Annotated in this window: 22 protein-coding genes; 10 read left to right on the top strand and 12 right to left on the bottom strand. The window is 44.4% G+C overall.

Going from position 1 to position 25,040, the window contains the following annotated elements:
- Positions 1 to 1,977, top strand: a complete 1,977-nt coding sequence (locus F899_RS03630; protein WP_005220934.1) for a MacB family efflux pump subunit — start codon at positions 1 to 3, stop codon at positions 1,975 to 1,977.
- A 10-nt stretch (positions 1,978 to 1,987) separates the two neighbouring features.
- Entirely contained in the window at positions 1,988 to 3,406 is a 1,419-nt protein-coding gene (locus F899_RS03625) for an efflux transporter outer membrane subunit (protein WP_005220933.1), read from the top strand.
- Between the two features lie 41 nt (positions 3,407 to 3,447).
- Here the strand turns inward: F899_RS03625 and F899_RS03620 are convergent, their stop codons facing one another.
- Together F899_RS03620 and F899_RS03615 are read right to left on the bottom strand one after the other, a co-directional pair.
- Complete coding sequence (locus F899_RS03620; protein WP_005220932.1) at positions 3,448 to 5,280, bottom strand: tetratricopeptide repeat protein; 1,833 nt, start codon at positions 5,278 to 5,280, stop codon at positions 3,448 to 3,450.
- Between the two features lie 99 nt (positions 5,281 to 5,379).
- A complete protein-coding gene (locus F899_RS03615; RefSeq protein ID WP_005220931.1) occupies positions 5,380 to 6,150 on the bottom strand; it encodes a tRNA threonylcarbamoyladenosine dehydratase in 771 nt (256 codons plus the stop codon).
- A 426-nt stretch (positions 6,151 to 6,576) separates the two neighbouring features.
- Between F899_RS03615 and F899_RS03610 the strand changes: the two genes are divergently transcribed.
- Complete coding sequence (locus F899_RS03610) at positions 6,577 to 6,825, top strand: hypothetical protein (protein ID WP_005220930.1); 249 nt, start codon at positions 6,577 to 6,579, stop codon at positions 6,823 to 6,825.
- A gap of 35 nt (positions 6,826 to 6,860) precedes the next feature.
- Here the strand turns inward: F899_RS03610 and orn are convergent, their stop codons facing one another.
- Positions 6,861 to 7,415 carry an oligoribonuclease gene (gene orn, locus F899_RS03605; RefSeq protein WP_004813140.1) on the bottom strand — a complete coding sequence of 185 codons (555 nt, stop codon included), beginning with the start codon at positions 7,413 to 7,415 and terminating at the stop codon, positions 6,861 to 6,863.
- A gap of 124 nt (positions 7,416 to 7,539) precedes the next feature.
- Here orn and rsgA point away from each other — a divergent pair, with 124 nt between their 5' ends.
- The 4 genes from rsgA (at position 7,540) to secB (ending at position 9,873) form a co-directional block, all read left to right on the top strand.
- Positions 7,540 to 8,598 (top strand): small ribosomal subunit biogenesis GTPase RsgA, encoded by a 1,059-nt coding sequence (rsgA, locus tag F899_RS03600; protein WP_005220929.1) that lies wholly within the window; start codon positions 7,540 to 7,542, stop codon positions 8,596 to 8,598.
- Between the two features lie 93 nt (positions 8,599 to 8,691).
- Positions 8,692 to 9,099: a rhodanese-like domain-containing protein gene (locus F899_RS03595; protein WP_004813143.1), complete on the top strand. Its 408-nt coding sequence runs from the start codon at positions 8,692 to 8,694 to the stop codon at positions 9,097 to 9,099.
- A 22-nt stretch (positions 9,100 to 9,121) separates the two neighbouring features.
- Complete coding sequence (gene grxC / locus F899_RS03590) at positions 9,122 to 9,376, top strand: glutaredoxin 3 (RefSeq protein ID WP_004813145.1); 255 nt, start codon at positions 9,122 to 9,124, stop codon at positions 9,374 to 9,376.
- A gap of 38 nt (positions 9,377 to 9,414) precedes the next feature.
- Positions 9,415 to 9,873 (top strand): protein-export chaperone SecB, encoded by a 459-nt coding sequence (gene secB, locus F899_RS03585; RefSeq protein WP_004813149.1) that lies wholly within the window; start codon positions 9,415 to 9,417, stop codon positions 9,871 to 9,873.
- Positions 9,874 to 9,934: 61 nt separating this feature from the next.
- Here the strand turns inward: secB and F899_RS03580 are convergent, their stop codons facing one another.
- The 6 genes from F899_RS03580 to F899_RS03555 all read right to left on the bottom strand — a co-directional run bounded on the left by F899_RS03580 (position 9,935) and on the right by F899_RS03555 (position 15,788).
- Positions 9,935 to 10,330: a cytochrome b562 gene (locus F899_RS03580; RefSeq protein WP_005220927.1), complete on the bottom strand. Its 396-nt coding sequence runs from the start codon at positions 10,328 to 10,330 to the stop codon at positions 9,935 to 9,937.
- A gap of 179 nt (positions 10,331 to 10,509) precedes the next feature.
- Positions 10,510 to 11,316 (bottom strand): enoyl-ACP reductase FabI, encoded by an 807-nt coding sequence (locus F899_RS03575; RefSeq protein ID WP_004890043.1) that lies wholly within the window; start codon positions 11,314 to 11,316, stop codon positions 10,510 to 10,512.
- Between the two features lie 129 nt (positions 11,317 to 11,445).
- Positions 11,446 to 12,267 carry a TatD family hydrolase gene (locus tag F899_RS03570; RefSeq protein WP_005220925.1) on the bottom strand — a complete coding sequence of 274 codons (822 nt, stop codon included), beginning with the start codon at positions 12,265 to 12,267 and terminating at the stop codon, positions 11,446 to 11,448.
- Complete coding sequence (locus tag F899_RS03565) at positions 12,264 to 13,217, bottom strand: RsiV family protein (protein WP_005220923.1); 954 nt, start codon at positions 13,215 to 13,217, stop codon at positions 12,264 to 12,266. The genes F899_RS03570 and F899_RS03565 overlap by 4 nt, the downstream gene beginning before the upstream one ends.
- A 51-nt stretch (positions 13,218 to 13,268) precedes the next feature.
- Entirely contained in the window at positions 13,269 to 14,105 is an 837-nt protein-coding gene (locus F899_RS03560; RefSeq protein ID WP_005220921.1) for a hypothetical protein, read from the bottom strand.
- A 90-nt stretch (positions 14,106 to 14,195) separates the two neighbouring features.
- Complete coding sequence (locus tag F899_RS03555; protein ID WP_004813164.1) at positions 14,196 to 15,788, bottom strand: peptide chain release factor 3; 1,593 nt, start codon at positions 15,786 to 15,788, stop codon at positions 14,196 to 14,198.
- 303 nt (positions 15,789 to 16,091) lie between these two features.
- Between F899_RS03555 and F899_RS03550 the strand changes: the two genes are divergently transcribed.
- Positions 16,092 to 16,556 carry a PaaI family thioesterase gene (locus F899_RS03550; protein ID WP_004890119.1) on the top strand — a complete coding sequence of 155 codons (465 nt, stop codon included), beginning with the start codon at positions 16,092 to 16,094 and terminating at the stop codon, positions 16,554 to 16,556.
- Between the two features lie 38 nt (positions 16,557 to 16,594).
- On the opposite strand, the gene F899_RS03545 is transcribed toward F899_RS03550, so the two are convergent.
- Together F899_RS03545 and F899_RS03540 are read right to left on the bottom strand one after the other, a co-directional pair.
- Positions 16,595 to 18,655 (bottom strand): bifunctional diguanylate cyclase/phosphodiesterase, encoded by a 2,061-nt coding sequence (locus F899_RS03545; protein WP_005220918.1) that lies wholly within the window; start codon positions 18,653 to 18,655, stop codon positions 16,595 to 16,597.
- A 450-nt stretch (positions 18,656 to 19,105) separates the two neighbouring features.
- Positions 19,106 to 21,295 (bottom strand): carboxy terminal-processing peptidase, encoded by a 2,190-nt coding sequence (locus F899_RS03540; protein ID WP_004890124.1) that lies wholly within the window; start codon positions 21,293 to 21,295, stop codon positions 19,106 to 19,108.
- A gap of 200 nt (positions 21,296 to 21,495) precedes the next feature.
- Here F899_RS03540 and nagZ point away from each other — a divergent pair, with 200 nt between their 5' ends.
- Positions 21,496 to 22,521: a beta-N-acetylhexosaminidase gene (gene nagZ, locus F899_RS03535; protein WP_005220916.1), complete on the top strand. Its 1,026-nt coding sequence runs from the start codon at positions 21,496 to 21,498 to the stop codon at positions 22,519 to 22,521.
- Positions 22,522 to 22,636: 115 nt separating this feature from the next.
- Entirely contained in the window at positions 22,637 to 23,503 is an 867-nt protein-coding gene (locus tag F899_RS03530; protein ID WP_005220914.1) for a class I SAM-dependent methyltransferase, read from the top strand.
- Positions 23,504 to 23,556: 53 nt separating this feature from the next.
- Here the strand turns inward: F899_RS03530 and F899_RS03525 are convergent, their stop codons facing one another.
- The gene (locus F899_RS03525) at positions 23,557 to 24,894 is read right to left on the bottom strand and encodes an alpha/beta fold hydrolase (protein WP_005220912.1); all 1,338 of its coding nucleotides are present in this window, start codon (positions 24,892 to 24,894) and stop codon (positions 23,557 to 23,559) included.
- Between the last annotated feature and the right edge of the window lie 146 nt (positions 24,895 to 25,040).

Genomic DNA, 25,040 nt, shown 5'->3' with positions numbered 1-25,040 from the left:
ATGAATCAACAACAACAGCCTCTGTTAGAGGTCAAGAATCTGATTCGTGAATTCCCAGCGGGTGAAAGTACGGTTCAGATTCTCAAGGGTGTTAACCTCGAAATCTATCCCGGCGAGCTGGTTGCCATTGTTGGTCAGTCCGGTTCAGGTAAATCAACCTTAATGAACATTTTGGGTTGTCTGGATAAACCCACTGCTGGCAGCTATAAAGTCAAAGGGCGTGAAACCCGCGAACTGGAAGCGGACGAGCTGGCCCAGTTACGCCGTGAATACTTCGGCTTTATTTTCCAGCGTTATCATCTTCTTGGTGACTTGAATGCTGCAGGCAACGTTGAAGTGCCTGCCATTTACGCGGGAGCGGACTCAACTGAACGTCATGAGCGTGCTGTCAAATTGCTGACAGATTTGGGGCTAGGTGAAAAAACCGAAAACCGTCCAAGTCAGTTGTCTGGTGGTCAGCAGCAGCGTGTTTCAATTGCTCGGGCCTTAATGAATGGTGGTGACGTTATTCTTGCCGATGAACCAACAGGGGCATTGGACAAGAATAGCGGTATTGAAGTAATGCGCATTTTGCGCGAGCTGAATGCCAAAGGTCATACCATTATTCTGGTCACACATGATCATAATGTGGCCAAGAATGCGACCCGTATTATTGAGATTTCAGACGGTAATATTATTTCTGACCAGCAGAATGTACCTGAAGTCGATGATGGTTTTACAAAGCAAACACTAGAACGCAGTGAACAGAAGAAAATCTCCAGCTGTCGTTCAGCAGTAGATCGTCTCGGTGAAGCATTCCGTATGGCGCTACTGGCCATGAATGCCCACCGCATGCGAACCTTTCTGACCATGCTTGGGATTATTATCGGGATTGCCTCCGTGGTTTCCGTGGTTGCGCTGGGTAACGGCTCGCAAAAGCAGATTCTGGAAAATATTAGCAGTCTCGGGACCAATACTATTACTGTATTCCAGGGCCGTGGCTTCGGGGATAATTCACGGTCCTCGCAAGCCAAAACCCTGATTCCTGCGGATGCAGATGCTCTGGCAGAACAGCCGTATGTTGATGGTGTCAGTCCATCGGTCAACAGCAGTGTCACTGGACGGTATAAAGAGATTGAAGCTTCAACCACCGTCAACGGCGTCAGTGAAGACTTCTTCTATGTCAGAGGCATGACTTTTAAGTCCGGTCAGCCTTTTGATAAGGAAAGTGTTACGGAACAGGCCCAAGATGTGGTCATTGATACCAATACCCAAAACACTTTCTTCAAAGATGGCACCAATCCGGTTGGACAAGTGATTCTGCTCGGTAGTGTACCAACCCGAGTGATTGGGGTCATTGATGCGCAAAAAGGCATGATGGGCAACAATGATACGCTGAATGTATACCTGCCTTATTCAACTGTCATGAGCCGTATGCTGGGACAGTCAAATGTGCGTCAGATCATTGTACGTATTAAAGATGAGTACCCAAGTGCCGCGGCTGAAAATGCGATCCTGAACTTACTGGTACAGCGCCACGGTGCGCAGGATGTATTCACTCAGAATGCGGACAGTATTCGTGAAACCATTCAGCAGACAACCCAGACTATGACCTTGCTGATTTCTGCGATTGCAGTCATTTCTCTGGTCGTCGGCGGTATTGGCGTGATGAACATCATGCTGGTGTCGGTAACAGAACGTACCCAGGAAATTGGGGTACGTATGGCAGTCGGTGCCCGTCAAAGTGATATTCTGCAACAGTTCCTGATTGAAGCGGTACTGGTGTGTATCCTGGGCGGTATTTTGGGTGTGCTGCTATCCCTCGGTATTGGTCAACTCATTACCCATTTTGCTGGAGGTACTTTCCAGATGGCTTATTCGACCACTTCAATTGTGGCAGCTTTTATCTGCTCTAGTCTGATCGGTATTGTGTTCGGCTTTATCCCGGCGCGTAATGCAGCACGACTGAATCCTGTCGATGCTCTCTCTCGAGAATAAGGAATCTGATATGCAAATGAATTTAACCAAACTTGCCAGTGCCCTGCTCCTCGGGAGTTCGCTGGTGGGGTGCGCGGCTGTGGTAAAAACACCCTATGAGCAGCCAAGTATAGCTGTGCCTGGCAGTTTTCAGAATAATACTGTGCTAAGTAAGCAGATTTATGATGATGTCCTGGCTGATCAGTGGTGGACCTTATTTAAAGATCCTCAACTGAATACGCTTGTCGAGGATGTATTATCACGCAATAGCAACCTTGCAGTAGCCGGGATTAATCTGCAACAGGCACGTATTCAGGCCAGACAAACGCAAAGCCAGCAAGGTATACGCATTGGTGATGCACGTGTTTCAACTGGTCGTCAGTTTAGTCTGGATGGCGACGGTGACCGTTCTACTGGAATTTCAATAGGTTATCCTGGTCTTAGTTATGAGCTGGATCTATTTGGCAAGCTTGCCAATCAGACTGAAGCAGCCCGTTGGGAAGCTCGTGCTACTGAACAAGACTTGCAGGCAACGGCGCAAAGCCTGATTGGAACGACTGCACAGCTTTACTGGCAATTGGCTTATTTAAATGAGCGCTATAGTGTCGTACAGCAGAACCTGGCAACGGCCCAGAAGACTTATGACTTGGTACGGGTACAGTATCATGCTGGTGCAGTTTCCGGACTAGATCTGACCCAGGCTGAACAGGCAATCCAGAGCCAGCAAGCTACTTTAAGTCAGATCGAGCAACAACGCGTTGAAACACGTACCGCACTTGCAGTCCTCATGAATATGCCGGTGCAGCAGCTTTCTATTCAGGAACCACAACGTCTGCCGAATATTGCCTTACCTGCGATTGCAGCGGGTTTGCCTGCAAGTCTGCTGTCACGTCGCCCAGACTTAAATGCTGCTGAATTACGTTTACGTAAAGCGCTCGCCAATAAAGATGCTAACAAGGCCAGCTATTATCCATCAATTAGTCTGACCGGTAGCTTAAGTACGGGTATTGGTACCAGCACGTCTTTGTCAGATGCGCTAAAAAATCCGGTTGCAACATTGGGCGCAGGTCTCACCTTGCCCTTCCTGCAATGGAATGACATGAAGCGTGATCTACAAGTGAATGAACTGGAATATGAAAAAGCAATTCTGCAATATCGCCAAACCATTTATGAAGCTTTTGCCGATGTAGAAAATGCCCTGTCAAATCGTACTGAGCTGACGAAACAGGTCGAGCTACAGCGTCGCAATGTCGAGCTGGCAGAGAAAACAGAACGTTTGACTGAAGTACGTTATCGTAATGGTGCAGTTGCCTTGAAGAACTTACTTGATGCGCAGGAAACCACACGTAATGCGCGCCTCAGTCTGGTACAAACGCGTCAAAATCAATACAACGCTTATGTCACTTTGCTGCAGGCGCTAGGTGGTAGTCCAATCAAGCAATTACCATAATATCTTCAAATAAAAAAACCGCTGCCGAGGCAGCGGTTTTTTTATGCCAGTCTATTTTTCATTTGCAGATAGGCATTTAAATTGTTTAGCTGTTCCTGTGAAGCCGCATGTCCTAGCAGACTTCCCTTCTCTAGCCATGCTCGGGCAAGCGTTACATCACGATCTACACCAATGCCCTTAGTGTATACACGTCCCAGATGACTATAAGCGTCAGCATTTACCTGTGCAGCAGCTTTATGATAGAACTGGATCGCTTGATCCATATTAGCTTCAACGCCAATACCGTGTTCCATCACTTCCCCGAGCGCATTCAAGGCCATGGCATTCTGCTGGGCAGCTGCCTGCTTTAAATAATTCAGACCTAAAGCAATCTCCTGCTCTATGCCTTCACCTTTAAGATACATCACCCCAAGCTGTGCTTGTGCCTGTGCATGACCGAACTGAGCCGCTTGATGTAAATAGCGTTTAGCCTGATCTTCGTCAATAGTAAATACTGGATATTGACCTGACAGTACCTGATACAAATACCAGGCGGCATCAGCCGAACCTTTGCTTACGGCCTGATTCAGATATTGAATGGCCTTATCGCGGTTGGGCAATGGATACTCAGGCAGGCTATAGAAGCGTCCAACGATATAAATTAGATCCGCTTCAGATTGTGCACCGATATTCCAGTGCTGCTGCGCGTTCTGCTGAATGATTTGCGTGGCTTTAGCGGTATCTTTAACTGTACCAATACCATGCAGATAGCACAGTGCGAGACCCATCTGGCTATAGAAATAAGCTGGATCAATTCCGGCAGCAGCCTGATACAGGCTAAACGCTTTTTCAGGCTCATTTGCGACCAGATAAGACTCATAATATAATGCTGCAATCATGCACAAAGCTTGAGGAAACTGAGTATTCGCCGCTTCACTCCAATAGCGAAAAGCCATGGTTTCATTCTTATCGACAAACCAGCCATAAAAATAGGCTAAACCAAGTAAAGTTTTGGCTTGAGCATCTTTATGCTCATAAGACAGCTGTTGTAAATGCTGCAAGATTCGCTGCCGCTGATCAGCATCAATCGTACCTAGTAATACACCAGCATAATAATCATACAAACCATTCTGATCACCCAAATTAACGCTTTGTTTAATGAAGCGTAAGGCTTTTGACTGATCCTGTGGTAATAGCTCACCGCGTACATACAGTTGTGCAATCTGTTGGGTTGCTTCGAGATGATCTTGCTGCGCGGCCAGAAACAGATAATGGATTCCCAAGCTTAAATCTTGGGTGGTACCCTCTGCCAAATAGTATTGTGCCAACTGGTACTGTGAACCCGAGTGTCCCTGATCTGCATTCTGAATCAGCAGTTGTAGACGATGCTGTTCTGCTGCATCCTGAGTGGGTTCGGACAATTCGGTAATTCGATACTGGGCTTCCAGATTACCGCGTGCCACAGCATGACGATACCAATACAGTGCTTTTTCGCGATCTCGATGCTGATAACGGTCATCCTCAAAGACCTGTCCCAGATGGTAAGCAGCTTCATCACTGCCAAGACGGAATGCATTTTCAAACAGATTAATCGCATTTTCGGTACTTTGCGGACGCCCCAAACCTTTGAGTTGCATCAGCCCCATACCGACATAGGCCTGAGGGATTTCCTGCTGTTGAGCCAGATCCTGATAGATCTGATAGGCACGCGCATAACTCGACTGCTGCCCTTCAGTACTGAGACGAGCCGCGTGCTTGAGCTGGGCCTCAATCTGTTCAATCCATAGGTCATGTTGCACTGCCCTGGCTTGATCTCGTGTTACCGGGTCAGGACGCTTCCACATCCAGATCCCCAACGCCACGATTCCCAAAATCAGCACCAGTAAGAACCACATAGCTGCTCCCTGATATTGTTTTTTGTTATATAAATCTAGTCTTCATTCTAAACTCAGGCACAAAAAAAGCACAGTAACTGTGCTTTTTTATTTTGTATATCAGACTTTTGCTCGCTTCATATCCAACTTTTTCAACACTTCTGATACTGCAACCATGGCAAAACTGGAAGTCACCACTACCGCTGAACCATAGCCACCACAACGTAAGCCCGCGCTTGGACAGACATCGGCACTGGAGAAGGGATTGTCGATTGAATAAACACAGGTGATGCCAAATTTTTCTTTCGGTTTTTTACAGATACCTTTTGCACGTAATTGCGCACGTAATTTTGCCAGCATCGGGTCCTGTTCAGTTTTGGATAAATCAGCCACCCGGATTTTTAATGGGTCCAGTTTACCGCCTGCTCCACCCGAGACAATCAGAGGAATTTTATTGAAACGACAATGCAGCATCAAAGCAAATTTAGCTTTTACATCATCAATACAGTCCAGAATAATGTCAGGTTTTCCCGCTAGGATTTCTTTAACATTTTCAGGCGTGAGATAGTCATCAATCAAGTTTACTTTAATACGTGGGTTAATCGCACGGCAGCGTTCTGCCATGATTTCAATCTTTTCACGGCCTAAGGTGGTCGTCATCGCGGGTAACTGACGATTGATATTCGATGCCGCCACTACATCCATATCAACAATAGTTACTTCACCGATGCCGGTACGTGCCAGTGCTTCGACTGCCCATGAACCGACACCGCCAATTCCAATCACCATCACATGACTGTTTTCATAATGATAAAAGCTGTCATCGCCATAAATTTTGGCTACACCGGCAAAGCGGCGGTCATATTCATCATCTTGAAGCAGATCAGTCATAGGTCATCAATAGCAAGAAAAACATCGGGGCATTTTAGCAAATTCGCAGCCGGTTGACTGCCACTAAAATTCAGACACAAAATCAGTCAAAAAACTATTCTTTAACCATCCATAAAAAGCTTAAAATCGATCAAATTCTATTCACCATTAAAATCATCACAATAGATCTTTTTCATAAATCAAAACATGATCGTTATATTCATATTTAAATGGATATTGAAAGCTCCTTCTCCCTCTTGAATGAGAAGTATTACTTCGCAAGAGGAGGGAGATTTCTTAGATATAACCTTTTCCTTGCGCAGCAGTACTACTCATCTCCTACAAAGAGAGCAGAATTTCATTTTAATGATTAAAAAATGATTTATGAAAGAACCCTAATAACCAGAATATTTTAATCCTTCTCAGCTTATAGGGAGTCAGGTCAGTATGCTATTTAACGCCCTTTATGCACTCATGGTTGTTCTGTTCCTGCTTTATCTTTATGGCTTAGTTTTTAAAAAGCGGAAAAATTATTATTTCAGTATCATGATTCGCTTACTGACTTTGGGATTATTTGCTTTAATTGTCTTTGATCAACATGAAACCCAGTTCCATCTGGCTTTGGTCCTGCTCACCTGGGTACTGTTTGAAAGCAGCGACAATTTTTATAATAAAAGACTCTCTTCAAGTAAATAAAAAAGAGGCTTTACGCCTCTTTTTCAATGTCCGGATTATTTGTTCATAATGAAGAAATATTCACGATAGTATTTCAGTTCAGCAATTGAATCACGAATGTCATCCATCGCCAGATGGGAAGCATTTTTCTTGAGGCCACTCATGATTTCCGGACGCCAGCGTTTTGCCAACTCTTTCACTGAAGACACATCCAAGTTACGGTAATGGAAATATTGCTCCAGTTCTGGCATCAGACGGTGTAGGAAGCGACGATCCTGACAGATCGAATTACCACACATGGGTGATACTTTTGGATTGACCCATTTTTTCAGGAATTCAATGGTTTGTTGTTCAGCATCTTGTGCAGTAAGTTTGCTGCGACGCACACGCTCCACCAGACCCGATTGTCCATGTTGACGGGTATTCCATTCATCCATGGCATTGAGCACACGATCCGACTGATGAACTGCAAGGACAGGACCTTCGGCAAGAATATTTAAATTGTCATCGGTTACAATCGTTGCAACTTCAATAATCTGGTCATTGTCTGTATCCAGACCTGTCATTTCCAGGTCGATCCAAATCAGGCGGCTATCCGGGGTGCTGCTCATAAATGTGCAATCTTATTAGGCTATAAAACATTTATAGTAGCAAATTTATTACGTCGATGCTGTAACTGACACCCTGCTTCATGCTATTTTTGCCATCTCACTCCCATGGTTTTTTAGGATTTGAATGGCTTTAATACGTAAACGTCGTTTAACTGAACAACAACAACGTCGTATTCAAAAACAGCACAAAACGCGTCAGGAAGAGGCGGATACCTCTCAAGACCTGGAAGGACTGGTCGTGCAGCATTATGGTCGACAGCTAGAAGTCCAAGCTCTCTCGGTTCCTGAACTGCATCCTGAAAAACCGGTGGTGGCTGAAGGTGAACCTGAACCCTTCTGGAAAGAAATTGAAATGGGCAGTGTGTGGCGCTGTCATACCCGTACTAACCTTGAATTGCTGGTCACAGGTGACCGGGTCAAATGGCAGGCTGATCCAAATACTGGCTTGGGAATTATCACTGCGATTCATCCGCGTAAATCGCTGCTGACCCGACCTGACCGTTATCACAAGGTTAAACCGGTCGCAGCCAATATTTCCCTGATCGTGATTGTATTTGCACCATTGCCTGAGCCAGCACCAGGCCTGATTGATCGTTATCTGGTGGCTTGTGCCGATGCAGAGATTCCCGCATTAGTAGTCCTGAATAAATCAGACTTGCTCAAGGAAAATGATCCAATTCTGGACCTGCTCAAAGAATATAAAAATCTGGGTTATGAAGTCATGCAGACCCAGTCTGATGGAGATCTGACTGAACTTTCTGCGCGTCTCAATGATGAAACAGTCGCATTTGTGGGGCAGTCAGGTGTAGGCAAAAGCACTCTGATCAATGCCATCGTGCCGGATGCAGCTCAAAAAACCAATGTCATTTCTGAAAACTCGGCATTGGGTCAGCATACAACGACTTCAACACGCCTGATTTCCTTTGGTGATGGCGCAGCGCTGATTGACTCTCCGGGGATTCGTGAATTTGGCCTGTGGCATTTGACTTTAGACAAGGTACAAACCGGTTTTCCAGAGATTGAAAATCTGCTAGGGCACTGTCAGTTCCGTAACTGCACGCATAAACATGAAAAGCAATGTGCTTTACGTCAGGCAGCAGATTCAGGTGAAATTTTGCCACGTCGTTTGGACAGCTATCTGCGATTAATTGATGAAATCACGGAAGCTCAACAAAAAAATTGATATTCTTAAGCTTTAGCCCTTGAAGCGGTGATTTTGATCACCATATTTATGAGCTATACTCTTGGCAATTTTGAAATTGTAATTAGGTGAATTGTGGAACGTTGGTTCGAGTTTATGGGGAATCACCCCTTCTTGTTTGGTGCACTTGCAGCATTGGTGGTTTTGTTCTTCATTATCGAAGGTCAACGTAACGGTCGTAAAATTTCTCCGCAATCGCTGGGAATTTTGGTTAAGGCAAAAAATGCCATGCTGATTGACCTGCGTGATGCCAAAGATTTCCGTGAAGGTCATATCAGCGGTAGCCGTAATATTCCATACAGCCAAATTACCAAACATGTCGAAGAGTTAAAAACAGCAGATCGCCCATTGGTGTTCATTTGTAATCTTGGGCAAGTTGCAGGTACTGCGCTACAACAGGTCGGTCATGCAGATGCTTACCGTCTTGATGGCGGCATCAGCAACTGGAAAGCCCAAGGCTTACCTCTGGTGAAAAGTAAATAATTTACGATCAGGAGATTCATTCATGGCTGAAGTCATTATCTATTCAACGACTGTGTGTCCATACTGTGTCCGTGCAAAACAGCTCCTTGAGCGTAAGGGCGTAGAATATAAAGAAATCAATCTGTCTAAAGAAGATCCGCAGGTTCGTCTTGATTTGATGCAACGCACCAATCACCGTACCGTGCCACAGATTTTTATTAATGAACAATTCATCGGCGGTTTTGACCAGCTTTATGCTTTAGAGCGTGAAGGCAAACTCGACGAATTACTGGCTTAATTGCCCTTTAATTATCACCTCATATTAAGGATTAAAGAATGAGTGAAGAACAACAAGCTCAACCACAATTGGCATTAGAGCGTATTTATACCAAAGACATTTCTTTTGAAGTACCTGGGGCACAAGTTTTTACCAAGCAATGGCAACCTGAGCTGAACATTAACCTTTCTTCTTCTGCAGAAAAGATTGATCCAACTCATTTTGAAGTCGCTTTAAAAGTGGTAGTACAGGCAAACAACGAAGGTGATACAGCATTTATCGTTGATGTCACTCAAGCAGGTATCTTCCTGATTGATAGCGTTGAAGAAGAGCGTCTGCCTTACATTCTTGGTGCGTACTGTCCGAACATCCTGTTCCCATTCCTTCGTGAAGCAGTGAATGATCTGGTCACTAAAGGTAGCTTCCCACAGCTACTGCTTACACCAATCAACTTTGATGCTGAATTCGAAGCCAACATGCAACGTGCGCAAGCTACTGCTGTTGAAGGTCAAGCTTAATCGTTTGATCCTGAATCAAAAAAGACCGCAATTGCGGTCTTTTTTATGGTCTGCTTATAACTTATTTAAAGGCTTGATGTCCCTGCTTTTTAATCTCATCCATTTTCACGGACAAATTTTGGGCTTCCTGTAACTGCTTAGCAGCAACCAGCTGTTCTGCCTTTTTAATCTCTTTTAGCAAATCCTTTAGCAATCCCTGATAGGCCACTACATGTGCATCTTCGGCTTTCAGTTTTTGCAGCTTGGATGGTAAATGTTTCTGGTAGCTTTCTACAGTTTGCTGCATGATCTGTAATGCTGCTTGTGCCTCTTTAGAATCCTCTGCAGCTTTAAATTTTTTCAAATTTTTATCCAGGTCATGCATGCTGTAATGCTGGTGCTCTTCTACTGCCATAGCCGAAGTTCCCAGACCTAAGCCTATGATGAAAATGATGCTAATCCACAGTGATTTAAACATGGTTATTTTCCTGATTTTTTTGTTTTAAGCATCTTAATGGCAAAGTATTAAAAGATAAATTATCTTCATCCTATTTTTTAGACTTGATGTCATCAGATTTACATCATTGTCCATTAGCATAAAAAATAAAAACCCCTCAATTGAGGGGTTTTCTTTGCTTGAAATAAGTATTAAAAATCTTATTCTGCATCCAGCATCAGCTCTGCGCTCATGCCAACCGTATTATAACCGGCATCAACATACATGATTTCGCCAGTAATGCCATTCGCCCATGGTGAGCACAGGAATAATGCAGCATTACCAACATCTTCAATGGTGACATTACGTTTAAGCGGAGCCACTTTTTCATTCAGATCCAGCATTTTACGGAAAGATTTAATGCCAGACGCTGCAAGGGTACGGATTGGACCAGCTGAGATGGCATTAACGCGGATACCGTCTGCGCCCAAGCTAGATGCCAGGTAACGTACACCCGCTTCTAGTGATGCTTTCGCCAGACCCATCACGTTGTAGTTCGGCATCACGCGCTCAGAACCTTGATAAGTCAGAGTGAGTAGACAACCTTGGCGTGCAGCTAAAAGTGGCTTTGCAGCACGTGCCATCGCGATAAAGCTATAAGCACTGATGTCATGTGCAATCTTGAAACCTTCACGATCCGTCACATCTGTAAAATCACCGTCTAAGGTATGTGCAGGTGCAAAACCGATTGAATGCACGACTCCATCCAGACCATCCCAATGTTTTGCCAGTTCTGCAAATGCATGGTCAATTTCTGCATCTACCGCCACATCACAAGGAAATACCAATTCAGAACCGAATTGTGCAGCAAAATCATCTACACGTTTTTTCAGCTTTTCATTTGGATAGGTAAAAGCAAGTTCTGCACCTTCACGGTGTAATGCCTGAGCAATACCAAAAGCAATTGATAATTTACTTGCAATACCTGCGATCAGGAAGCGCTTACCCGCCAATAGTCCTTGTGCCATGTGAATCTCACTCAAAATAATTTATATGCATGATGCCAAGTCTAAAGCATTTTAGAAATTGCATAATGCGCCTTTTTTCATTGGATCATACATTGAAATACAGTTTCCGATTGATGCAAGGATTTTATATTAGATATCCAGATGCAAAGCCTGACGGGAATTTTTCCAGAGCTGGTCTGCCAGTTCCTCTTGATCCATATGCAAACTTTTAGCCAGTCCTTGCAGAACGTAGGGCAGATTTGCAGGCGTGTTGCGGGTACGCTGTTCAGTAGAATGCTGACAACATAAGGGTGTCATGTCTGGACAATCGGTTTCAAGGACCAGATGTTCTGGGCCCATCTGCTGTACCACCTGATGCAGTTTTCTGGCATTGGGATTGGTAATTTGTCCTGTCACCCCAATCTTGAAACCCAGTTTGACAAAAGCCTTGGCTTCTTCAATTCCCCCACCAAAGGCATGCGCAATACCGCCCTGTTGAAATTGATGCTCTTTCAGTATTTTGAGTACTTCCGCATGGGATTTACGGATATGCAGTAAAATCGGTTTGTCATACTGCTGTGCCAGTTCAATCTGAGCAGCAAAAAAGTCTTTCTGCTTCTGGAAAATTTCTGCTTGCTTATGCTGTTTCAGAAACGTATCCAGACCGATTTCACCAATGGCAATACAGTCTTCAGTTTGCAGGATCTGCTCTAAATCCTGCAAATGATCCTGCTGATGTTGCTCGATATAAAAAGGATGTAAGCCGGGGGCTAAATAGCTCCTTGGCGCATCGGCAAGATCATTTAAAAAATGCTGGGTTTGAATCAGGTCCTGAAAACGCTGCTGTAAAAAACCGATCAGGATTAGCCCTTCCACGCCTGCCTTTTTAGCAGCATAAGCTAACTGTTCCCGGTCATAATCAAAATCAGGAACATCGAAGTGGGTATGCGTATCAAACAGTTTCAGGCTCATTTTGCAACTTGGGCTTCTGAAGCAGCCTGTTCAGTTTTCGGCAGATACTCTGGTTTTAAGATTCCCTGTAAATCACTATAAGGAATATTTAAACGCGGTAAGCCGACCACATAAGGTCCAATTTCATATTCTGCATATTGCAGTGCCAGACCTTGTTTGGTCAGGAAGAAATTATCCGTTAACTTGAATTTCCAGGCCTGCTCGTATTCTGCAACATCAGTTGCCAGCTCTGAATCAATTACCCAGGTTTTAAAGGCTTCATGCGCTTTAGCTTCCAGCTGAGCCTTTTGTTTTGGCAGGACAATATCCTCCAGTTTGACCAGCTTTTTACTGTCCAGGTCAAAGTTATAATAGTTCTGTGCAGTAGAACCATGTGCCCCACCCAGATAATGTGTACTATTTAATACTACTGTTGCCAGCGGATTTCCAGGATTCAGGATCTTCGGCTTGATCATCAGGCTAATACTGTGATTGGCACTGAGTGCTTTTAGCTCCTTGTCCAGATTCAGGAAAGTCTGCATATAAGGAATAGTCTGCTTTTCCAGCTGCTGACGTGCACTGAGCTGGGGTTGAGTTACAGCTGCCTCTGAAGCTGCGGATTGAACAGGTGTTGGCTCACTGGCGGCCTGTACTTTCGCTGACGCAATCGCATCAACGTCAAGCATACCCTTCAGTCGGGCTAAAATCTGTTGATCAATAAATTCATCAATGAAACGCTGATTACTGTTCAGACGTTCAATGGTGATTTCAGGACAGCTTTTACCATCACATTCCGGAAGATCCAGGTTAAGCTTTTCGGTTTCACCCTTGAGCTGGACGATTTCAGGCTCTGCCTGAGTGACTTCCGGTGGATTAACCTCTTTGGCTTCCTTTTCTCGAGGTTGACAGGCAGTCAACAGAATCGCTGTCGCCAGTACAGACAGGCCGAATATCTTGTTATATTTTGGCATTCAATACCCTTTTGTGTTACATCACATTCCACCCGTTTTCGGGCATCAATCCTAAAACATATGCTGATACACTTCAGCTTTCAAGACCTGTTGTGTTTGTTCTTGACTAAGATAAATATCAAGTTGTTTAGCATCCTTGACAATTTCCCCACCACGATAATGCAGCCCAATCCCCTCCTGATCAAAGAACCAGTCAGCTTGCCCCCAATACAGTTTTTTCGGAGCAGTTTGTCGGACTTCTTTACTATTTTCTTTTAGCCATTTTGCATAAGCATTTTGCACGATCTTGTCCATCGTGACCCGTTTTTGTGGATCAATAATTTCTAAGGCCGTCAGATTTTTTTGACTGCGGCGGTCTGCCACATAAAAATAATAGCGTTCCTTCACCGTAACATTTTCCTGCTCTGTATCCACCCCAATCTGCATTAGCACATACTGATTATGCTGATAAGGGATGCGGGTATACATGGATAGTTGATAGGCTTTATTGATTTTAATCTGTTCCTGCCAGGCATCTGACTTTTTTACATAGGCATTGACGGCCTGCTGTAAGCTCATATCCTGCTGCTGATCTTTATCCCGAATCTGATCCTGAATCACCAGTGCCTGTTTACGTTCCATCCACTGGTTCAGCCATGGATCTACCGTATCTAGGGTCTGAATATCCAGTTCGATACAGTTTTTGGTTTCACAAAATGGGAGTGCAATCTTGGCCGGCTGTTCCTGAATATTTAGATAAGGCAATACATCTGCCTTTTCTACTTGCTCAATTTCGACTACCCTATCCTGAGTTTTTGTTTCTGGTTCTGATTTTTTTTGATCGCAGGCGCCCAGCAATAGTCCTAAACTGATTGCTGAACTCAGCATGACTGCATTGCTAAGTTTCATATTCCAAGCAGATTTGAAAAGATAAGTGAATGTAGCACAAAATAAAACAGCTTCCTGAGAAGCTGTTTTATTTTTAAATCATTTTATTAGTTAATGTTCACGGGTATTGCGGAACACGATGTCAGGGTAACGTTCCTGCATCAGTTGCAAATTGACACGGCTTGGTGCCAGATAAGTCAGATGACCGCCACCATCCACGGACAACTGGTCATGGGCTTTTTTCTTGAATTCATTAAATTTCTTTTCATCATCACAAGAAACCCAACGCACAGTATTAATACTCACTGGCTCGTACACGCAGTCTACTTTGTATTCTTCTTTCAGACGATACGCTACCACTTCAAATTGCAGCACACCCACCGCACCAACGATCAGGTCATTATTATGTTGCGGCATGAAGACCTGGGTTGCGCCTTCTTCAGAAAGCTCTTTAAGACCTTTTTGTAACTGCTTAGATTTCAATGGATCTTTCAGACGTACACGGCGGAACATTTCCGGCGCAAAGTGTGGAATACCTGTGAACTGCAGATCTTCACCTGAAGTAAAAGTATCACCAATCTGAATAGTGCCGTGGTTATGCAGGCCAATAATATCGCCTGGCCATGCTTCTTCCAGATGCTGACGGTCACCCGCCAGGAAGGTCAATGCATCACTAATACGTACATCTTTACCCAGACGCACATGCTTCATTTTCAGGCCTTTTTCATACTTACCTGAACAGATCCGCATGAAGGCAATACGGTCACGGTGCTTCGGATCCATATTGGCCTGGATCTTGAAGACGAAACCACTAAAACCTTCTTCAGTTGCTTCAACTTTACGGTTTTGTGTTGGATGCGCTTTCGGCTCTGGTGCATATTCACTAAATGCATTCAGGACATGGTCTACACCAAAGTTACCCAATGCCGTACCGAACAACACTGGTGTTTGGCGACCTGCCAGGAATTCTTCACGGTCTAATGGCTCATTGGCCATTTGAACCAGTTCAAGAGATTCTTCAAATGCTGCCCATGCCAGCTCACCTACTTTTTCACGCAGGTCTGCATGGTCATAACCATCCCGTACTTCGATGTCAGTAATCACTGAACCGAAACCCGCCTTATAGACATAGAATTTTTCTTCGATCAGGTTGTATACGCCAGCGAAGTCACGACCAGTACCCAGCGGCCAGGTAATTGGCACACATTTAATTTTCAGGACGTTTTCGATCTCGTCCAGAAGCTCAAGCGGCTCACGGATTTCACGGTCCATTTTGTTGACGAAAGAGATGATTGGTGTATCGCGCATACGACACACTTCCATCAATTTAATGGTACGGTCCTCGACACCTTTTGCACCATCAATCACCATCAGCGCCGAGTCCACAGCAGTCAGGGTACGGTAGGTATCTTCCGAGAAGTCTTCATGCCCCGGGGTATCGAGCAGGTTGATCATCTTGTCTTTAAACGGGAACTGCATGACCGAGGTCGTGATCGAAATACCACGTTCCTTTTCCATTTCCATCCAGTCCGAAGTCGCCGCACGGTCAGACTTACGGCTTTTTACCATACCGGCAACCTGGATTGCCTGCCCCCATAACAGCAGTTTTTCTGTCATGGTCGTTTTACCGGCATCAGGGTGGGAAATAATCGCGAATGTACGTCGCTGAGCGACCTGCGCCGCTAACTCTTGTTTAAAACTCATGGAAAATACCTACTGCAGATCCGCAGTGCAAAAGATCAAGCACGATCAATATGAAAAATTGGCGATATTGTAGCAGAATTTCTAAATGCAGTACTCATTCCTCAATGCCCACCCTCTCCTGTACTTTTTGTTTATAGAATGGACAGGTTTTAGAAGAATACCGTCTTCAGGTTGAAATTTCGGGAGAAATATCGACTTTTATCTCATGGTGAAACCTATTTAAATAGATTTATATTTTAAGAGATCATTTAACCTTTATAAATTTATTGAAGCAACTGATCGCATTTAAATAAGGATAAAAAAATGACAAGGATTGCCTTTCAGGATCTGTATGCTGAACCCTACACCCACTGTTATGGCTGTGGACGTGACAATCCACATGGTCATCAACTGAAAAGTTACTGGGACGTCCCTTTTGTACAGACTATTGCACATATTTGCCCCGCCTCTCATTATACCGGCGGTGTACCCGATCATCTGTATGGTGGCTTGATTGCATCTCTTCTGGACTGTCATGGTACAGCTTCTGCAGCAGCATTTAAAAGCCATACAGCTGGCATCGCCTTTGACGGTGGTGAAGCCTTAATTCGATGTGTCACTGGTAGTCTGAATATTCAGTTTATTCGACCGGTACCTGTGAATACTGAATTGGTGTTGACGGGTCGATTACTGAAAATTGAAGGCCGAAAAATCCAGATTGTACTTTCTCTGTCTGCCGATCAGATTGAATGTGCAAAAGCTGAAATGCTCGCTATTCAAATTAAGTAGCTCCTGAATTCAGAGGCTGATTGATAAAATTAAACAGATTAAGAAACGATAGCGGCTTCAGGTAAATCCTTCACACTAACTGGTCTACTAAATAGGAATCCTTGTAACTGCTGACAACCCAAACGGGTCAGGATGTCTGCCTGTAACTGAGTTTCCACCCCTTCAGCAGTAACCTGCAAACCCAGCTTAATTGCAAGATGGATAATACTTTCCAGGATCATCTCTTCCTTGGAACCTGCGGTCAGGTCTGCAATAAATTCTTTATCGATTTTTAGCTCATTCACTGGCAGGTTCTTCAGATACAAGAAACTGGAATGCCCTGTACCAAAGTCATCAATTGCCAGCTGAATCCCCATATCACGCAAGCGTTCCAGGGTACGCACACTGCTATCAATATGATGCATGGCTGTAGATTCAGTAATCTCAATCATCAGGTGATTCGGATTAATCTGGTAACGTGCTAACAGTTCTTCCAGATTTTTAAACAGGTTCTTATGTTCAAACTGCACGGCAGACAAATTAACAGCAATCGGGAAGAAATTCGTTCCTTCCGTTTCCCATTGATGAATCTGTTTGCAGGCCTGCTCCAGTGCCCAATACCCCATCTGGATAATCAGGCCGGTTTTTTCCGCACCCCGGATAAACATTACTGGTGATAACAAGCCCAGTGCCGGGTGCCGCCAGCGGATCAAGGCTTCAACCCCACAAATCTGCAAATCTTCGGTACGATATTTAGGCTGGTAATACAGCTCAAACTGGTGTTCTTCAACCGCTTTATACAGGTCATTAATCAGCTTGCTCTGACTTCTGGATTCCTTTTCATCATTGCTGAAATTGAACAATGAATAGGTATTACGCCCCTGATTTTTGGAAGTCAGCATGGCTGAATCGGCATTGATCAGAAGATCCTGAACATTTTGACCATGTTCCGGGTACATTGAAATACCAATACTCCCTGAAACATTAATCACCTTGCCAGCAATCATAAAGCTTTCCTGAATCATGCTTAAAATTTTTTCAGCGACTTCAGCAGCCTGTTGCGGTTCTGCATTTTCCAGAATCAACAAGAATTCGTCACCCCCAATTCGCAGCAGTCTGGAGTGCTCATTGAGTAAACTATGAATCCGGTTAGCCAGCTGGATCAGGAGCTGGTCACCCACATGATGCCCAAAGACATCATTTACTGCTTTGAAGCGGTCAAGATCAATATACAGAAAGGCAAACTGTGCATTACGGTAATGATGATCATTAAACAGAAAGTGAGAATATTCTGCCAGATAAAAACGATTGGGTAACTTGGTTAGATTATCCTGTACAGCCAGATTGGCCAGCTCTTTATTGGCCTCAGCCAGCTGACGATTGCGATGCTCAAGACGCTGTTCCAGCATGGCTACACAGAAACCGGCAACAAGAACCAGACAGGTAATGAAAACTACAGTAATCAGTAATTCGCGCTCAAGCGTGGACATTTCGGCCAAGCCTTCACCCACTATGGAATGAAAACTGGTCGCTGCCATCCCGGTATAGTGCATCCCGACAATGGAGAAAGTTAGCATCAATGCCACACCGGCTTTCAGCCAGAAACTACGGCGAGCAATACTGCGATTCTTAAACAGCATCCAGAAGCCTAAACTAGCCCCGCTAATCGCAATGAGTACCGAGCAGATCACCAGTACCGGATCATAGCGGATCACATAACCCTGCACCACCATACTCATCATGCCGGTATAGTGCATGCCGGAAATTCCCAGCCCCATTAATACCGCGCCGAGTACCAGACGGGAGAAAGGCAGGGTTTGTCGTGTCGTCAGCCAGATAGCAAAGGTCGAAGCGATAAAAGCAATAATGTAAGAGGTAACAGTCAGTCCGGAATCAAAATAGGTATTGTCTGGCAAATGACTGGCGGTCATGCCGACAAAGTGCATACACCAGATAGAGAATCCTAAAATCGCACCACTTGTAACCAGAATCAGCTTTTCATATTTGGGAGGAGCTTTATCAAATAACAGCTGTTCAATTGAAATGGCGAGAAAACAAACCACCAAAGCTACAATGAGCGAGCCTATAACCAGATTAATGTCATAATGAACATGAATCATATAAGAGTCCTGTAGAAGCTTGCTTTCCCGAACTGCTTAAGCCCACATTGCATCTTTACCTGCCTAACTCGAGGGCACCCAAGAACATTGCTCAACCCATACACCCTTGGTCATACTTGACCCATAAAAAATTTTTAATTTATCGATACTTGAACCGCAATATTTAAAGCACAACAAAAACTATAATTTTACTGACTTAAATCCAAATCTGACAAAAATAAGAAATATGTGACATATATTAAAAGTGTTTCAAGTTTCAGCAAATGGTTAAATTCATTCATTGACTAGAATTTAGCAGATCTAGATCACAACATTATGAATTTCAACAAAACAGATAGCATTTTTAACACTTATCAACTTTTTTCTTGTTTACTATTTTTCAACAAAAAATAGAAAAACAGCCTGCATATGCAGGCTGTTAGTCAAATTAAATTCTTCAATTCTGAATAATTATTTCGCTTTTCCTTGTAAACGGGCATAGTCATGCAAAACATTGGCAGCTTCTACAACAAATACTTCCTCTTCAGGGAGCTGCGGACGATCTTTAGCTTTCATCTTGGCACGTGCTTCAATCAATGCATCCATTGAGGCCTGATAGCTTTCCCAGTTTGGATAAGGTTTCTGACCCGTTGCTGCACGACGTGCATTTTCAGATTCCAAGGTCTTACGTTCAAGTTCCAGCAATTCCGCTTTACGCTGATTCAGATCCAATACTAGACGCTTTTTCTCGTCAGTTTTCTTGGCAATCGCTGTACGTTGCTCAAGATACTTGAATTGTGGATCCAGATTGACACGAACCTGTGAGCTCTTGATCAGATCAGGTACATATTTCTGTACTTCACCTTCACGTTTAAAGGGTGCTGTCGGAATGGTATCCCACTGCAAGGCATTTTTAGCCTTACGCTCACCAAACTCTTCATTGTAAATATCGACCAGTTTGATATCCGGGACCACACCCTTGTTCTGGGTACTGCCACCAGTGATACGATAGAACTTACGTTGTGTCAGTGTAGCCTGTCCATGTGCCAAGGTATCCAGCTGTACTTGTGCCGTACCTTTACCTGTCGTGGTGCTACCAATGACAATACCACGTTCATAATCCTGAATTGCAGCAGAGTAGATTTCACTTGCCGATGCAGAAGCGAGGTTGACCATGACCGCCAGTGGACCAGCATAGGTCTGTGCACCGCCATCATCATCTTCAAAGACACTGACATTGCCATTGCCATCACGAATCTGTACCACTGGACCAGACTTGATCACTTGCCCCAGCATACGTGCAACTTCTTCTAATGAACCACCTGGATTATTGCGTAAATCGACAATAATCCCTTCAACATTTTTGGCCGAAAGTTCTTTCAGGGCATTGTTGGTATCTTCAGATACAGAACGATAATCTGTACCTGCACGTCGTGCACGATAGTTCAGGTAAAATGATGGAATTTCTATCACGCCATATTGATACTTCTTGCCATCTCGCTGAATCTCGACCACACGGGTACGTACGCCAGCATCTTCTTCCTGGATCACATCACGGGTAATAGTGACATTACGCGCCTGTCCTAGTGTTGCGCCAGCGCCCAGCAATTTCAAAGTAACTTTAGTACCACGTTTACCACGAATCAGACCGACAATTTCATTACTCGGCCAACCAATGACATCGACCATTGGTCCGCCATCCTGAGCGACCCCAATAATACGGTCACCGGATTTCACTTGACCTGATTTACTCGCCGGACCACCTTCCACAATAGTTTCAATCTTGGTGTAGTCTTCATTGCCACGCTCTGGACGAATTGAAACACCGACACCTTCAAGCTGTAAAGTCGTTTGGCGGTTTAGTTCCATCGCATCCACAGGCGGGAAATAATTGCTATGTGGATCATAGGTCAGCATCATGGCATTCAGCGTTTTATCCAGCACATCATCGCTCTTGATGCGACTTAAACGTTCAAGCTGACGGGTATAACGCTTGGTTAAGGTTTGTGCCGGTGTCAAATCCTCTGGACCACTCAGATCCTGACCATTGGCCAGTTCTGGGTTGTCTTTTAATGCTTTCTGTTTGGCCTGCTCTTCTTCTTTACTGATGGTCAGATTAATCAGCTGAGAAACCAGCATTTTTGACCAGTAAGCGCGTTGTTCTTCTGGTGTCTTGAAGAATGGTGCTTTCTCACGGTCAGTCTCAATATAAACATTACTTTGATTCAGGTTTTGAGGCTTTTTCAGTTCATCCAGCATAAAGGTATAGAACTGCTTGAGGCGTTCACTATAATGTGCATGAATCTCAAATGGACCAGCCAGATTGCCTGCTTTCAAGTTGGCACCAAAACTAGCACCATAACGTTTTTTATAGTTATCAATTTCAGGTGCCAGGAACAGGCTATGCTCCGGATCCAGACTATCAATATAAAAATCAAAAATGCGCTGTGAAGTTTGAGCATCCAGACGCATATTTAAATAGTGCTGACGATCCACTAAAGTAGCCAGCTGTCTAGATACGAGCGCTTGTTCTTGAGATGGTTGAAGGGCTTTGCTTACGACTTCTGATTTTTCAGCAGCAATCGCGTCGCTCACCACATGGGTAAAAAAGAATCCGCCTGTCGCAACTGCAACTGCGCAAGCTACTGTTTGAAGTTTCATAAATAATTCGTACTTCCTTGGTCTTTTGACCAATTTAACCGTGTCGTTTTCCGATCTGAAATAAACGTATCCGCGATCTTAAACAACTTAATAAGTTTATGTTGTGTAGTTTTATCATATTCTGTGCAGTCAAAGTGTAGCAAAAGATTGCAGAAATCAGGTATTGTTTTCGCTGAAAAATTCTAATATGGACACCGCATATGATTGGCGCATTGATGCTCGACATCGCTGGCACTCACCTTACCCAGGAAGATATTGAACTGCTACAGGCTCCGCAGGTTGGCGGGGTCATTCTGTTTGGCCGTAATATTGAAACACCTGCACAGGTTCGCGCCCTAACGGATCATATGCGTCAAATTCGTCCGGATATTCTGATTGCAGTCGATCAGGAAGGTGGTCGCGTTCAGCGCTTGAAACAGGGTTTTACTTTACTCCCGGCCATGGGTCGTTTTGGAGAACTTTACCAAAGCGAACCTGAACGTGCATTACAACTGTCAGAGAAATGTGGCTGGTTAATGGCGATTGAAGTGCTGGCAGTCGGCATTGATTTTAGTTTTGCTCCTGTGCTGGATCTGAATGACATCAGCGATGTTATTGGTGACCGTAGTTTTGCCACAAATATTCAGGACATCACTCCACTGGCAAGCGCTTTCCTGAAAGGTATGAAACGTGCTGGCATGGCATCGACCGGCAAACACTTCCCGGGTCATGGTTCTGTAAAAGCTGATTCTCATGTGGCAGCGGCCGTAGATCCACGCAGCTATGAAGAAATCCAGCAAAAAGACATGCAGACCTTTATTCAGCTACAGTCACAACTGGATGCCTTGATGCCAGCGCATGTGATCTATAGTCAGGTCGATCCCAATCCAGCCGGTTTTTCAGAATTCTGGATTCAAAAGGTTTTGCGTCAGGAACTTGGTTTTGACGGTGTATTGTTCTCGGATGATTTGAGTATGCAAGCCGCCTGTGTCGCAGGTGGCGCTGATGCCCGTATTCAGGCAGCGCTGAAGGCAGGTTGTGATATGGGTCTGGTCTGTAACGACCGGGCAGCACAATGCTTGGCCCTTGAGGGAATTGTAGATTTACCATTACCGAATCAGGAACGTTTAGAGCGTATGCGCGGTCGTATTCCTCAGATTCAGATTGATGACGTTTTAGATCTTGGTGAAGAATGGGGTCAGGTTCGTGATGAAATTACAGGATTTAGAAATCAGGTGACTTCATAAGCATATTTAGCTAGTACGATTTAGGAATACGATAAAAGGAACACTATAAGTGTTCCTTTTTGTTTATGATGTAAAAATACAAAAACTTATACAATAACAATAAGGTCAGGAAGACATGACACAACCACTCTCGCAACATCGACATATCTCTTTTACTGCGCACTATACCGGCTATATCTGGTACCAAATGGGAATTTCTCATCCAGTGTTTGCGACTGGGCGAGGTAAATTTCTCGCTGCATTGGTCCATCCCTTGGAAACCTGGGCTGAAAAGCACGTGGGCGGCAGTATGCGTACTACCTTAAAACAGCGCCACCAGATGATTGATGAACATCTCTGTCAGCTCATTACTCAGCACCCACAGCTACAAGTACTGGAAATTGCTTGCGGACTATCTCCGCGTAGCTGGAATTTCAGACAAAAATTTCCTGAAATCAATTACCGCGAACTTGATCTGCCAGATATGGCCAAGATCAAAACTCAGGCGCTGAAAATTCTGGATCAGGATGCACCAGAAGTCTTGACTGCTGATATTTTTAGTGAAGAGCTGGCTAATATTTTTCAGGTTTTTGATTCTGAACGACCACTAGTGGTCATTAGCGAAGGACTGATCAACTACTTTGACAAGGACATGCTGCACACCTTATTAAAAGGTATTGCCGAGTATGGACAACGCTTTCCGGAAATTCATTACCTCAGCGATATTTACCCTGAACCGGTGAAGAACCGATTAGCCAGCTTTATCTGGACATGCAGCCGTTTACTGAAGTTTATGTCACGTAGTGCTTTTACTTTCCACTTTAAGTCCCCCCAAGAATTACAGCAGTTTTGTCAGCAGACCGGTTTTATAGCGGTAGAAGTAAAACAGCCGCAGCGCTATTTTGCCCAACCTCAGCAGTCCAATCCAGCATCTGAGCAAGATGAGCATTTAGGTGATCTAGTCTGGATGATTCATGCGACCAAAAAAAACAGCGTTGAATAACGCTGTTTTTTTCAAAGTATCTATTTAACTTTCAAATTCAGGCCGGGAGCATTCTAAACGACTGCATCCAGCACTTGTGCTTCAAGTAGAGCTTTTTGAGTCTGCACAAAACCTAGCAAACGTTCCGCCACTTCAAAACTACCGTGCTTAAACAAGGCACGAATCTGCGTTTCATCATGCTGGAAAATCAGGCATTCAATTTTGAACTCACCTTCTTCATCTTCCAGATGCAAAGCCAAATCCCTTGGATACTGGATGGCCTGCTGCACCTGCGCTTCTTCCATTTCAAATAAGACACCAAAGAAACTTAAATCCACAATAGTGGTAGGCAAACGCAGATCCGAGTGTCGATGGCTCAGGAAACGTTCTGGCTCTTGTACCGGAATACGGTCTTCACCACGACGTTCAAGTTTCAGCATCTGTTCCCGAGTAAAGGGAATAATCCCTTCCAGCTGATCTACGGGTTCATCACGCAGGAAAGTGGCGAACAGATGCATGGTTTCTTTACGGCGCTGCAGCTGTGGTACATGGTCGGCACTGGCAATCTGTACATACTGCATGTCTGGACACTGTAGGGCAAAGCCAGCATTTTCATGCGGCAGGGTAAAACTGTCATATTGGCCGCAAGCAACGAGTACTTTACATTGTGGAATGGGCACATGTTTCAGGCGTAATAGACGGTTGCAGTTAACATCATAACGATCCTGCTCAGTTGCGGTAAACTCTGCCATCTGTCTAAAAAACAGACGCTTGGCCGTCGGTGACATACGGGTTTCTTTTAAACGGGCATGATTGACCAGATACAAAATGACAGCTTGACCAAACTCATCCATACGCCCTTCTTTCATCAGGTGCAGGGATTCTTCCAGCAACATCCGCCAGCTCTTGCGGGTTTTTTGCATCACCCCCATCAGGATCATGCGATCCACCAGCTCAGGACGCTGATCCGCCAGACAGGAAGCGACGACAGACCCTAATGACATGCCCAATACTGCAACCTTAGGCAAGCGCATTTGCTCTAGCCAGCGCCCTAGCATGCCTGCCAGATCTTCCAGTTCCAGAGAGCCAGCAGAGATGCCAGTATCCACATTGGTGATCTGCTGGTTAGCGCCCATTGAAGGCAAGTCAATCAGGATGATTGGACCTGCAGCGAACAGCTGCTCTACACAGTATTTATAGGAATTAAAGTTCTGAAATGCCCCACCAATAATAACCATCGGTGTCATATGCAGGGTTTCAGGGCGGGCGATTGCCATATATTCAATTTTCCAGCCATCCATCCAGGTCGTACGTGGTGGCTGTTTAAAACTGTTTTTATCGTATAGATCAAAAAACGCATAGTGGCTATGTTGCTCAATGCGGTGGTGGTCCATCTGGATAATGGAATTCATCTTCCTTTCCTCCATCCTTGCCTTATTTTTATTGTGCAAGCAATTATTGAGAGATTTCATGCTTCAAGATCAAATGTGAAAGACCTGAATACGCGTCCTACTCTTTATTTATTATTGAATTCGACATCAATGTCGCTGTCATTCAT

The organism is Acinetobacter sp. CIP 101934 (genome assembly GCF_000369585.1).
Classification (GTDB): Bacteria; Pseudomonadota; Gammaproteobacteria; order Pseudomonadales; family Moraxellaceae; genus Acinetobacter; species Acinetobacter schindleri.
Note: the sequence above shows the minus strand (reverse complement) of the source record. Positions and strands in the feature narration are given on the sequence as shown.

Bases quoted from the DNA above. Each gene is read 5' to 3' on its own strand.
- F899_RS03630 (WP_005220934.1), top strand. From the start codon at position 1: ATGAATCAACAACAACAGCCTCTGTTAGAGGTCAAGAATCTGATTCGT.
- F899_RS03625 (WP_005220933.1), top strand. From the start codon at position 1,988: ATGCAAATGAATTTAACCAAACTTGCCAGTGCCCTGCTCCTCGGGAGT.
- F899_RS03620 (WP_005220932.1), bottom strand. From the start codon at position 5,280: ATGTGGTTCTTACTGGTGCTGATTTTGGGAATCGTGGCGTTGGGGATC.
- F899_RS03615 (WP_005220931.1), bottom strand. From the start codon at position 6,150: ATGACTGATCTGCTTCAAGATGATGAATATGACCGCCGCTTTGCCGGT.
- F899_RS03610 (WP_005220930.1), top strand. From the start codon at position 6,577: ATGCTATTTAACGCCCTTTATGCACTCATGGTTGTTCTGTTCCTGCTT.
- orn (WP_004813140.1), bottom strand. From the start codon at position 7,415: ATGAGCAGCACCCCGGATAGCCGCCTGATTTGGATCGACCTGGAAATG.
- rsgA (WP_005220929.1), top strand. From the start codon at position 7,540: ATGGCTTTAATACGTAAACGTCGTTTAACTGAACAACAACAACGTCGT.
- grxC (WP_004813145.1), top strand. From the start codon at position 9,122: ATGGCTGAAGTCATTATCTATTCAACGACTGTGTGTCCATACTGTGTC.
- secB (WP_004813149.1), top strand. From the start codon at position 9,415: ATGAGTGAAGAACAACAAGCTCAACCACAATTGGCATTAGAGCGTATT.
- F899_RS03580 (WP_005220927.1), bottom strand. From the start codon at position 10,330: ATGTTTAAATCACTGTGGATTAGCATCATTTTCATCATAGGCTTAGGT.
- F899_RS03575 (WP_004890043.1), bottom strand. From the start codon at position 11,316: ATGGCACAAGGACTATTGGCGGGTAAGCGCTTCCTGATCGCAGGTATT.
- F899_RS03570 (WP_005220925.1), bottom strand. From the start codon at position 12,267: ATGAGCCTGAAACTGTTTGATACGCATACCCACTTCGATGTTCCTGAT.
- F899_RS03565 (WP_005220923.1), bottom strand. From the start codon at position 13,217: ATGCCAAAATATAACAAGATATTCGGCCTGTCTGTACTGGCGACAGCG.
- F899_RS03560 (WP_005220921.1), bottom strand. From the start codon at position 14,105: ATGAAACTTAGCAATGCAGTCATGCTGAGTTCAGCAATCAGTTTAGGA.
- F899_RS03555 (WP_004813164.1), bottom strand. From the start codon at position 15,788: ATGAGTTTTAAACAAGAGTTAGCGGCGCAGGTCGCTCAGCGACGTACA.
- F899_RS03550 (WP_004890119.1), top strand. From the start codon at position 16,092: ATGACAAGGATTGCCTTTCAGGATCTGTATGCTGAACCCTACACCCAC.
- F899_RS03545 (WP_005220918.1), bottom strand. From the start codon at position 18,655: ATGATTCATGTTCATTATGACATTAATCTGGTTATAGGCTCGCTCATT.
- F899_RS03540 (WP_004890124.1), bottom strand. From the start codon at position 21,295: ATGAAACTTCAAACAGTAGCTTGCGCAGTTGCAGTTGCGACAGGCGGA.
- nagZ (WP_005220916.1), top strand. From the start codon at position 21,496: ATGATTGGCGCATTGATGCTCGACATCGCTGGCACTCACCTTACCCAG.
- F899_RS03530 (WP_005220914.1), top strand. From the start codon at position 22,637: ATGACACAACCACTCTCGCAACATCGACATATCTCTTTTACTGCGCAC.
- F899_RS03525 (WP_005220912.1), bottom strand. From the start codon at position 24,894: ATGAATTCCATTATCCAGATGGACCACCACCGCATTGAGCAACATAGC.